Raw genomic sequence first — 12369 nt, 5'->3', positions numbered from 1 at the left:
ATTATATATTATATATAACAAAATTTAAATACGACCTTGTATTTAATTTTTATGGGAAAAGTAGGAACAGGAGGTAAGGCAGGGGCATTATCTGGTCTTGTGTATGGAGTAATAGCGGGCATTTTTAGCTATATTACATTGATTATTTATAAAAATAATATTATGAAATTTTTATCCAAGGAGGCATCTTCAGAGGCATCATTGGGAGTTCATATTTCAGCATCACAGTTATATTCCACAGAGATTCAGAGTTCAATAGTTTTGGCTATAATCGGTGGGCTTATAATAGGAATAATCCTTGGTATAATTTTTGCCTATGTAAATGGAAGATTACCGGGTAAAAGTATGATAATAAAGGGGGAAATTTTTGGCCTTGTAATATGGATAATATTTGATGTTATAATTGATGCTTTGGATATAGGGACATTTGGATTATCATATTATATAACATCCGTAGGCCTTGGCATAATAAGTCTTTTAGTATTTGGCTATCTTCTTGGAAAACTATACACACGATTTGAAGGTAATGATAAAATATTGACAGAGGGTGAATATAAAAACTAAAGGAAATGAAATTCTCTTTATTGTATATAAATTTGAATTAAGTTCAAAAATATCTATATTATTAAAGGCATAAAATTAATATTTTTTTAATTTTTTTAAAGATATTATAATGCTTATGATTGGATATATTTTCATAAGATCCTCATATTTATTGAAATTGATGTGTAAGAAATAAAAATATCTGGATAAATAATTTTTCAATTCTATATCAAATTAAATATTTAACTGAAAAGGCCATAAATAAACAATGAAGTTAAATATAAAATTAATCATTTTTACTTTAAAATTAATATAATCATAAATTATTTCTCTCATTATCCTGCAGTTTTTTCCAGTCCACCTTTCCAGATGCTGTTTTTGGAAGGCTGTCAGTAAACTCTACCATATGTGGATATTTATAGCCACCTATATTTTCCCTTGCCCATGCCACAATTTCCTTCTCACTTATGTTTTTATTTTTTCCAGATTCTTTTAAAACCACAAATGCCTTTACCTCTTCTCCAACCCTTGGATCTGGTGTTCCTACTGTGCATACCTCAAGTATGTCAGGATGGCGAAGCATTAGGTTGTCAATTTCTGCCGGCCAGACCTTGAATCCTGCACGATTAATCATTCTTTTTAAACGGTCAACAACAAAAAATGAACCATCATCGTCCATGTATCCAATATCTCCTGTTCTAAGGAATTTTTTTCCATTTATTGAAATAAATGCATTTTCCGTATCCTCAGGTTTATTGAGATAACCTTTAAACAGGCTGGGACCGTTAACAACAATCTCACCTATTTCATTTTCAACCACTTTCCCTGTTTCTGGCGATATTATTTTTGCGTCGTACCCGAACTGTGGAATACCTATGCATTGAAGTTTTCTGTGCTCCGGCGGATTTATATGCGTCTGCCCCATGGCCTCGGTCATGCCGTAGCCCTCAACAAATGGTATGTTAAATAATTCCTCCATTTTCTCAGCAAGCACCTTTGGCATTGCGGCCCCGCCTCCACCGATAAATCTAATTGATGAAAAATCCCTTTTATTTAGATCTTTTTGGTTTAAAAGGTCAACTATCATTGGCGCCACTGAAACAAAATGTGTAACCCTATATTTTTCTATTGCCTGTATTGCGGCCTCACTGTTCCAGCGTGTTAATATTGTTATGGTGGCCCCTGAGTAAATGGGAGAAAGCATTGAAAATGCAAGGCCTGTCACATGGAAAAATGGCGCAGCACCAAGTTCATTGGCAGATGAGGTTAACCTTCTCCATACAGAGGCACCAATGGCATTTGCTATTACAGATTTATTTGTATGAACACATCCCTTTGGTATTCCGGTGGTTCCTGAGGTGTATGCTATCAATGCCTCATCATCCATTTCTGAATTAGGGTCTATTTTACCATCCTTATGACTTATTGCCTCCTCCCATGGTATTCCAGCAATTTTATGTTCTGCAGTTATGAATTCAGGAACAGGTATATCCGGTTTTTTTATATAATCTCTTAAGTTTCCGCAAATAATAATTATATTTAATTCATCATGCAATTTTTCCGGTATTTTTATTAATTCAGAGGTTGTTATTATCATTTTCATGCCAGTTTCTTTTGCGATGTAACTTGCAGTGCTGTAATCCAGTGCAGGACTCATTAAAACTATGGTGGCACCTGCACCCGCTATGGCAAAGAAAGAAATTATAAACTGTGGAGAATTCAGCATCATTATTCCAACCCTATCTCCCTTCTTAATTCCTTTAGATTTTATAAACAAGGACAGATTATTAATATCGGCATAAATTTCGCTGTATTTTATTCTATGTCCATAATATATTATGGCGTCCTTAGAACCGTATAGCGTTGATGAAATTTCCATCATTTTCCATATGTTCATGTCAGGATAGTCTATGGTATATGGAAGATAGTTTGGCCATATCCTAAACCATTTATAATGTTCCATAAAAAATTAACCAATGTTTATATATAAATATATTTAATATTACCTTATTACATCCAAGGATTGGCTCCATGCCTAACCGTTAATTTGAGTGAATCAAATTATGATCATCAATTGCATCTAATTATGAAAATATTGATAAAATAGAATATAAAAAGCTAATTCTGTTAATTTTATTTTTTTGTATACTAAAAAAGGTTTATAAAGTTCTAATAGCTAGATTTTATATGTTTCCACCAGATCCAACAATGAAAACCGGCTTTTATAAGGAAGATGTATATATGCAGGCCTTGGAGTTATATCCGTCCGTAGTGGATCTAATAAAAGGAAAAGCTGAGGAAAATAAAGACAAAACATTGATTCTTTTTAATAATGAAAGGTATTCATATAAAGAAACCGATGAAATAAGCTCAAGAATTGCTACGGGACTTATTAAGATGGGGGCCAAGAAAGGAGACAGAATAGGTATATATGCATTAAATTCTCCCCAATGGTTATTTTCATACCTTGGTATACTTAAGGCCGGCGGTATACCGGTTACAATAAATACAGGATTTGTAAAAGAGCCATTAATATATAACATAAATATGCCTGAAACAAAATTTTTATTTGTTGATACTAGACTTTTAAAAAATTATTTGGAAATTAAAGAAAATTTAAAATCAGTGGAAAATTTAATTTTAATTGGTGAGCAAAGCAATATTAACGTCGGCATTGATAATATGATAACTTTAAATGAATTGCTTTCAGATAGGAAGGAAAATATATATACAGAATTAAAAGGCCATGATCCGGCCGCGATGATACTTACATCAGGTACCACTGGCCGTTCAAAGGTTGTTGTGGAGAGCAATGCACAATTCATTGTAACTGCACTTGATATGATAGATGCTGGAGGTGTTTCAGCTGACAGTGTTGTTTATATTTACCTGCCCCTATTTCATATAATGGCCCTTGATCTGGCGGCAATATCTGCAATTATGGCTAATGCCACCATTGTTCTGGTAGAAAAATTTGATCCCCTAAATTTTTGGAAAGATATAAAAAAATATGGAATCACGCATTTTCATGCCGTGGGGCCCATATTTGAGATGCTTATTAAGCAGCCGGAATCATCTGAGGAAAAAGACCATGAAAGAATTATTGCCATTGCATATGCTTCTAAGGAAGTATGGGAAATGGCTGAGAAAAGATTTAATATCTACATAACTGGTGGGTATGGCAGCACTGAGGCTGGAATTCCAGTAACAAGCCCATACAGTGATGTGATTAATAAAAAAAACAAACCAGGTAGTTGTGGTATGCCTGCCCCACCATTCGATGTTGAGATTCAGAATCCAAACGGATTTCCAGTAAAGCCGGGAGAAACTGGGGAAATAGTAATTAGACCCAGACTGCCATATGTAACCTTCCTGGAGTATTATAAAATGCCTGAGGCAACCATCAACGCATTCAGAGGCTTGTGGTTTCATACTGGAGATCTGGGTAAATATGACAGTGATGGTAATATTTATTTCGTTGATAGGCAAAAGGATTCAATAAGAAGAAGGGGAGAAAATATATCATCATTTGAGATAGAACAGATATTATTGAAGATGGATGAAATTAGGGATGCAGCAGCATATCCTGTAAAACCGGATCATGATGAAGAGGTCATGATAGCAATTGTGCCTAAAACTAAAAATCTAAATGCAGAAAGAATTATAGATTTTTGTGTGGAAAATATGCCGAATTTCTGGATTCCAAACTATATTAGATTTGTGGAATCCCTGCCGAGGACACCAACAGGCAGAGTCCAAAAATATTTGCTAAGGGATCAGGCTATTACTGATGACACATTCAACATGAAAGATTATATAATAAAAAAACTAAAGGAAATGGGTAATAGGTAATAATTTTTGCTTATTTTATTTTTATAAATATCAAACTTTTATTTTTTTATGTTTCCCGATTAATTATTATTAATTGGATAATGGCAAGTGATATATAATTATTGGTAATGAATTCACATGATTATTTCAGCTGAGGATTATATAAATAGCCTTAAGGATGGCAGGGTTGTCTACTATCGTGGAAGGAAGGTTACAGACGTTGTGGATCATCATGTATTGAAGGTGCCGGTTGATCATGCATCCTCAATATATAAATTACAGTCAGATTCTGATTATAAAGAAATTACCTGCTATAATGATAATAATCTGGGTGTTACAAGTTCATTTTTCAAAATCCCAAGAAATACGGAGGACTTAATGCGCAGGCATGAGCTTATATATGAAACGACCAGATTGGGGAGGGGGCAGTTTAATATTATTCAGGCAATAGGAACAGATGCCATTTTTGCATTGATGTATGTATCAAGAAAGGTGGATGAAAAATATCATACCAATTATTATGAAAATGTAATAAATTTTTATAATAATGCTGCCAAAAATGATTTGGGCCTTGCGGTTGCACAGACTGACGTTAAGGGGGACAGATCATTAAGGCCGTCAGAGCAGAAGGACCCTGATATGTACCTGCACATAACAAAAAGGGACAAAAACGGCATATATGTATCAGGCGCAAAGGCACATACAACACAGTCTATTGCAGCGAACGAACTTATAGTGCTGCCAACAAGAAGCATGAATTCTTCAGATAAGGATTATGCAGTATCATTTGCTATACCTGCAAATGCAAAGGGAATTACCATGTTTGCCAGACCAATGAAGGAGGTTGAAACAGTTGAAAATGACACCCTTTCAGTAATTGGAAGAAAAAACATGGAGGTAGAAACAGTAACGGTATTTGACAATGTATTTATACCAAATAACAGGATATTCCTTAACGGTGAATATGATTTTGCAGGGCTTCTTGCCATGATGTTCCCCACGTTTCACAGATTCACAGCACTTTCATACAGGGCAGCACTTGCTGATTTTTTAATTGGCACCGGCAAATTGCTTGCAGAATACAACGGCGTTTCTGATAAATCTAATATAAAAAGAAACCTTTCCGTTCTTATAGAATATAAGGAAAATTTAAGGGCAAATGCAATAGCAGCGGCATATAAATGCAATTATGATAATATCTCCGGCATTGCCATTCCAAATATAATATATACAAATGTTGGAAAGCTTTTTGCAAATCAGAACTATACAGATGCCATAAAAAATATAGTTGATATTGCCGGTGGTATGGTTGCAACAATGCCATCATATGAAGATTTTGAGAATCCCGATGAGAAAGATATATTATTAAAATATTTAACAGGCAGGGATAGAAATGAAACCATAAACAGAATTAAATTATTCCAGACTTTAAGGGAATTCATTTCATCCCTTGGGTCATTATATCTTGCAGGAATGATTCACGCAGAGGGATCAATAGAGGCCAGCATACTTGAGTTAACCAGATCATATGATTATTCAAATAGCATTGCGCTCGGTGAGTATTCTGCAGGGATAAGGGATAAACTATAATTATAAATAATAATTTTAATCCATTTTGCCATGTCTCCCGTGACCTGAAATAAATTTTTTTGCACCATCCCTTACAGCACCGCCATCAATGGTTTTTTTACCAAATTCAGCTTCTATTCTTAAACCTTTATTCAACGATTCATAAAGTCCATTATAAAGTGAAAGACGGTCATTTATTAATGTATCCCATGGATATGAATCCATAATTTTTGCTATTTCAATGGCCTTTTCCAGCGCCTTTCCATTATCTGTTATATAATTCACCAGTCCAATTTTATAGGCTTCATCAGCAGATATAAGCTTGCCAGTTAATATCATATCAAGTGCCCTCCCAACTCCTATAATCTTCGGCAATCTCTGTGTGCCACCATCTATTAAGGGAACACCAAACCGCCTTTCAAGAAATCCAAATTTTGCATCCTTTCCAGAAATTCTTATGTCAGCAGAGAGTGCCATTTCCAGACCTCCTGCAACACAGTAACCCTCTATTGCAGCTATTAATGGCTTCTGAAAAAACATTCTTGTAAAACCCATTGGACCGTTTTTGTTAAGTACTTCTCCGCTCATTTTTTCCGCATCAGATAAATCTGCACCTGATGAAAAATTACCGCAATTCCCTGTTATAATGCATACATGCTGTTCATTATCTGAATTAAATTCTTCCATGGCATTTTCTAACATTTTGGATGTTTTATAATTCACGGCATTTCTTACATTTGGTCTGTTAATTGTTACTATGGTTATTCTGTCTTTTTTATTTATAATAACCTCATCCATTTTGCTAAAATATATAAGTATAATATTAAATTAACCCTAAGTAAAAATGTAATTTCCTTCCTGTTATAATTGTTCTTATCTAAAAGATCCTTCCATTTCTTGAATATATTACTGTCATGGAAATCATTCATTGTGTTGATATGTTTTAGAATCATGGCCAGATGAATAAGATGATAATGTTTGCCAAATAGGGCATTAAAGACATTATACAGAAATATTTTTAAAAAAATGTTTCTTATTTTGGATATATGTTTTTCTGGTAATCTACAATTTTTTAGTCCTAATTTTAGATATTCTGCCTTATATATCAGGTCAAAATAATCTGCATTTTATTGATTTTAATTCGTTAAAATATTGGCATACCAACATTAATTTTCTACTTAAGCTTTATTATATATAATCACTAGACCTTATGCCAATTTATTATAATTTTCGAATATTATCTTTTATAATTCTTTAATTTATTATCTACAAATCCTTTAAATCTTTATTATTTCTTCATTACAGAATATTATATTCAATGGTTTATTGGAGCATTATCATTATTTATGTCAATTAAATCGCCCATTCTTCTTATAATTATAATAGTTTTTAACAACAGGATTGAATTCTTTATATGTATTTGTATAATTAATTCAACTATAATTATATTTCATTACAATTTAAATGAAATATATGAATATTCCTTATATCATTAAATTATTTTATGTATATGCAATCCCTGTTTAATTCCTTTATGGATGAATAGCCTGCAAGACCCATTTCCAGATCCATTTCAGACCTCAAATAATTCATATAGCATTCAACACCACGCTGACCTGCAACGGATAATGCATATGCATAGGGCCTTCCTATTAAAACTGCCTTTGCCCCAAGAGCGAGGGCCTTCACAGCATCTGCTGCATGCCTTATTCCGCTGTCAAATAATATACTTCCATTTATTTTATTGTTTCCTGTTATTTCATTTAACGCATCTATTGAGGGGATAGCCCCATCAACCTGTCTGCCACCATGGTTTGATATAACCACAGCATCGGCTTTTAATTCGAATGCCTTTTTTACATCCATATATGAAGATATACCCTTAATAATTAATGGCAGGTCAGTCCATTTCCTTATTTCTGAAAAATCCTCCCATGTAAATCCGGGATTAACATATACAAATAAAAATTCCTCTATTGCATCCTGAATATTATCCTCAGGATTTTTTCCAAGCCTTGACCTAAATTCAGGATCAGTTAAATAATTTGCAATTCCCTCACCCTCCAAAAATGGGAGATATGCATTCTTTAAATCTATTTCGCGCCAGCCAAGCATTGTTGTATCAACAGTTACCATTATAGCGCTGTATCCAGAATTATCAGCACGTTCTATCATGCTCTTCATTATTTTTTTATCCCTTCCTGGATAAATCTGGAACCATTTTTCACTATTTTTATTTTCCTTAGCTATATCCTCTATGCTTACAGATGAAACCGTGCTCAAAACAAATGGCATTTTTAAATTTGCTGCAGCCCTTGCAGTGGCCATTTCAGCATCCTTATGAAGTATTGATTGCACACCTATTGGGGCGAGTATAAATGGGGTATCAAATTTTTTACCAAATAATTCTATGGAAATGTCCCTACCTTCAACGTTCCTTAAATATCGTGGTCTGATATAATATCTTAAGAATGCTTTTCTATTCTCATTCATTGTATCCTCATTTCCCGCAGCACCCTCTAGGTATCCCCAAGCATTTTTATTTAAGGTTTCCATTGCAATTCTTCTCCAATCCTCTATTGAGATTGGTAAATCATAATTTTCATTGGTTTTGGTATATATTTTTAGCTGCGATTCTATTCCATAATTCATAATAATGTTATTGTAAATATAATATAAAAGTTTAGTATAAATTACATAAAAGTATGTTAATTTTTCTTACCACTTTTATCTGGGTTTGTTAATTTATGGGCTGAACTCCTTACCAAATATCTTCCTGGATATAATTAATTTCTGTATATCTGGAGTGCCATCGCCAAGCAGAAATCCCCTTGAAATCCTGAATTTTCTCTCCAGGGATGATGTTTTTGAATATCCGGCAGCACCAAGTGTTTGAAGGGCATCACTAACAGCATTGAACGCAACCTCACATCCATACCCCTTAACAGCCGCACTCTCTATTCTGTTATCCATGCCATGGTTCTCCATGGAAAGTGCCCTGTAGGCAAGTGCCCTAATTGACTCTATTTTTGCCATATCATCGGCCAGCCTGAATGATACGGCCTCAAATTTTGATATTGGCATCCCAAAGGCCCTCCTCATCTTTGCATATTCAATGGCTTCAGACAGTGCACTTTCGGCTATGCCAATCGCATATAAACCAACATGAACCCTCTGTATTGAAAGAATGTCCATTAAAAGCTTAAATCCCTTATTTTCCTCTCCAACCAGATAGGTATCTGGAACCCCTACATTATTCATTCTGATGCCACCAAATTCGCCCTTAAACATATGTGCCATATTTTCTATTTCATATGTTTCAATTCCATCCATGGAACTGTCCAGCATAATAATGCTTATACCACTGCCAGTTCTGGTTGAAACCATAAAAATATCAGCAATACCTGGATTGCTGACAAAGGCCTTTTCCCCTGATATTATATATTTATTTTCTGATTTATGGGCCTCGGTTGTTATATGGTATGCATCCGAACCATGCCCCGGTTCTGTATATGCCCCGCATATAACAGAATTACCTGATAAATACTTTTGTATATATTTTTCCCTTAAACTTTCATCACCTATATGTGGAAGCAGCCTTGAAAAGTGCATGGTCAGAAAAGCAGGTAATGGGAACTCATATTTCCCCATCTCCTCGGAAATAATTCCAAGCATTACATCATCAACATTTTCATTAACATCCATGGGAAGTGTCAGCGGCAACAGCATCCCGGATAAATCCTTCATAATCTTCACTGGAAATTCGCGATTATCAAGATAATGCTGATAGTTTGGAACATAATTTTTCTGACAGTACTCATCAAAGTTATTCTTTATGAGGTTCTCCTCATCACTGAGTTTTCCACTAAGATCCATTTTATTTACCCCTCCATTTTATTTTTTCCTTATTAATAAATGCCCTCTGGGCGTTTTTAAAATCCTGAGAGCTGGCATTTATGGCAAGATAATTACCGGCAAGCCTTTCAAGACCCCTAAATTTTATCTTATATTCATTTATGATTTTCTTTGTATTTTTAATGGACATTGGTGAATTTCTTCGAATTTTTTCAGTAAATTCATATATCATAAATGGTAGTTGTTCAGCTGGGACAACAAGATCCACAATGCCTATATCCCTGGCAGTCCTGGCATTAATCCATTCTGATGTTAAAAGATATCTAAATAACCTTCTTCCCATAAGTGAAATACCGTGAGAAGATGCAATTGGTGGAAGTGCACCAATTAATCCCTCGGGAACAGAAAAAACTGATCTATCACTGGCTATTACAATGTCAAACAGCATGTTAAGCTCACAGCCACCACCGAAGGCAATACCATCAACTATGGATATTATTGGTTTATTTGTGCTGTTAATTTCATCTATCAGTGGGTTGGCATAATGATCCAGCCATAATGACGCATCAATTGAATCTTGCCAGTTTTCCATCATTCTTATATCATCGCCTGAAGAAAATGCCCTGCCTGATCCTGTAATAATAATGGAAAGAACATTGTCATCACTATTTGCCCTCTCCAGGGCAAGCCTTAATCCCTCCCACATTTGATCATTCAGTGCATTAAGTGTTTCAGGCCTATCCATGAGAATATGAGCATAATTATCCACAGATCTATACTTTACAGGGCCAAAATCCATTATTTCAGAGTTATATTTATAAAAACCTGTACCTGTCAAGGTACCCAGATTTTTTTTATTAACCATTTTTAATAATTTTCCACATGGTTTATATAAATTAAGCCTGTATTTTTTGTAATTTTTATCAAGGTTTTCAACTATATTATTTATTCCTATGCTGTCGGCCATGGAAAATATTCCTTTTTGAGAGCCGTAATCCTGTTTAAGGAACATATCCAGATCTGCTGGCTTTACATACTTAACAAGAAATGATGCAAGGTTAATTACAGGAGATATTACATCGTATGGATTTATGTCATAAATATCATCTTCTGGAATTAGGCTGGTTCTATCAATATAATTCCTGAAACCATTAATCATATCTTTATTGTGATGATATGCATTATACATATTTTCAGGGATATCTGGTATATTTAGCCCCAGGGATGCGTACCTGCCAAATACTTTATCAATTCCAAATACATCCATAAGCTGAAATATACCATGAGTAAATCCAAATCTAAATTTTAATACACCATCAATGGTTTTTTTATCAAATCCATTATTAATTAACTGAATGCCAGAACTAAAAAAATTAGCTTGAAATCTATCAAGTACATTAATTCCAGAAACATTTTTTATCAAAACGGTATTATATCCAATTTCTTTAAGGAGATTAATAATTTCATGTGTTTTTTTATGCCCAATGTATTTACCAGGCAAAAGTTCAGTAAATGGCGTGAATGTAAGTTCCGGAAAATTTATTATATTCAATCCTGATAAATCAATGGGATTTTCTTCTGATAAAAGGGTTTTTAAATTTTCTGGAATAATACAAAGTGTGCCATGAAAAGAACTTTTTAACTTATTTAGCATCTCCACAGCATTATTATCTTCTAAATTTATAAAAAAGAAAATTATTTCTGCAGGCATTATATCATTTATATTTTCAATGATATTTATATGGTTTAATCCTGCTATCTGTTCATTTTTAACACTATTTTTATTCATTCCTGAAGTGTAATAAAAAATTGATTTATACTGTAATCTTCTACATAGCGATAAAAATTCCTGATTAATTTTCCGAGAATACAAAATAATTCCAATATTTTTAATCATAGTACCATGAATTAAACGTTTTTATTCTAATATATTTTTCCGGTAAAACATAACATAACTAAAATTAAAGTCTATATTCAGGGGAATTACTATCATACAGATATAATTATTAAATAATAAAGAGATATAGAATTATATGCCCATATAACCATATTACCATAAAATATTTATTGCGATTTATAATATAATTGGTAAAAACAACCATCATTTTGGATGATAATATATACAAAGAACTTATTGATGAATCTATAGAAAGATATGGTACATAAAAAAAACTTTCTCTATTAATAAACGAAAAATTAAGGAACTGTAATAAAAATAAAAACATAGAAAAAGATAAACTCAAATTGACATATAGGCTTGGGAGAAAATTAACAAATACTGAAATAGACAAAGCAAATGAGGAATACAGGGAAAAACAGGACGGAAGCCATAATAGATACAAATGTATTAATCTATGAATTCATTGAGGATTCGGAATACCACAATGATGTAAAGAGGTACTAAATAAAATAGGCATTATAATAATACCAGAAATGGTTATAAATGAATTTATATATGTTTCATCAAGAATTGGTGTTCCTTTTAAAATTATAAAAAATAAGATTGTTGAAATTCATAATTCTTATCAATCAGAGGTAATAGAAATAAAAAATGATTATATTATTAATAGA

At 33.2% G+C, this 12369-nt stretch carries 8 protein-coding genes; 3 read left to right on the top strand and 5 right to left on the bottom strand.

Going from position 1 to position 12369, the window contains the following annotated elements:
• Positions 1–51 precede the first annotated feature (51 nt).
• Positions 52–564: a DUF6789 family protein gene (locus tag AOG54_RS06005; RefSeq protein ID WP_054964501.1), complete on the top strand. Its 513-nt coding sequence runs from the start codon at positions 52–54 to the stop codon at positions 562–564.
• Between the two features lie 295 nt (positions 565–859).
• Here the strand turns inward: AOG54_RS06005 and AOG54_RS06000 are convergent, their stop codons facing one another.
• Complete coding sequence (locus AOG54_RS06000; protein ID WP_054964100.1) at positions 860–2506, bottom strand: AMP-binding protein; 1647 nt, start codon at positions 2504–2506, stop codon at positions 860–862.
• A 224-nt stretch (positions 2507–2730) separates the two neighbouring features.
• Here AOG54_RS06000 and AOG54_RS05995 point away from each other — a divergent pair, with 224 nt between their 5' ends.
• Positions 2731–4395, top strand: coding sequence for an AMP-binding protein (locus tag AOG54_RS05995; RefSeq protein ID WP_054963860.1), 1665 nt, complete (start codon positions 2731–2733; stop codon positions 4393–4395).
• A gap of 120 nt (positions 4396–4515) precedes the next feature.
• Positions 4516–5964 carry a 4-hydroxyphenylacetate 3-hydroxylase N-terminal domain-containing protein gene (locus tag AOG54_RS05990; RefSeq protein ID WP_048101370.1) on the top strand — a complete coding sequence of 483 codons (1449 nt, stop codon included), beginning with the start codon at positions 4516–4518 and terminating at the stop codon, positions 5962–5964.
• 15 nt (positions 5965–5979) lie between these two features.
• Here the strand turns inward: AOG54_RS05990 and AOG54_RS05985 are convergent, their stop codons facing one another.
• The 4 genes from AOG54_RS05985 to AOG54_RS05970 form a co-directional block, all read right to left on the bottom strand.
• Complete coding sequence (locus tag AOG54_RS05985) at positions 5980–6741, bottom strand: crotonase/enoyl-CoA hydratase family protein (RefSeq protein ID WP_048101207.1); 762 nt, start codon at positions 6739–6741, stop codon at positions 5980–5982.
• A 699-nt stretch (positions 6742–7440) separates the two neighbouring features.
• Positions 7441–8595: an alpha-hydroxy-acid oxidizing protein gene (locus tag AOG54_RS05980; RefSeq protein ID WP_048101206.1), complete on the bottom strand. Its 1155-nt coding sequence runs from the start codon at positions 8593–8595 to the stop codon at positions 7441–7443.
• Positions 8596–8688: 93 nt separating this feature from the next.
• Positions 8689–9819, bottom strand: coding sequence for an acyl-CoA dehydrogenase family protein (locus tag AOG54_RS05975; protein ID WP_048101205.1), 1131 nt, complete (start codon positions 9817–9819; stop codon positions 8689–8691).
• A 1-nt stretch (position 9820) separates the two neighbouring features.
• Positions 9821–11587, bottom strand: coding sequence for an enoyl-CoA hydratase-related protein (locus tag AOG54_RS05970; RefSeq protein WP_054963785.1), 1767 nt, complete (start codon positions 11585–11587; stop codon positions 9821–9823).
• Positions 11588–12369 lie beyond the last annotated feature (782 nt).

Source organism: Acidiplasma aeolicum (genome assembly GCF_001402945.1).
Taxonomy (GTDB): domain Archaea; phylum Thermoplasmatota; class Thermoplasmata; order Thermoplasmatales; family Thermoplasmataceae; genus Acidiplasma; species Acidiplasma aeolicum.
The sequence above is the reverse complement of the archived record's forward strand: the minus strand, read 5'-3'. Positions and strand labels throughout refer to the sequence as shown.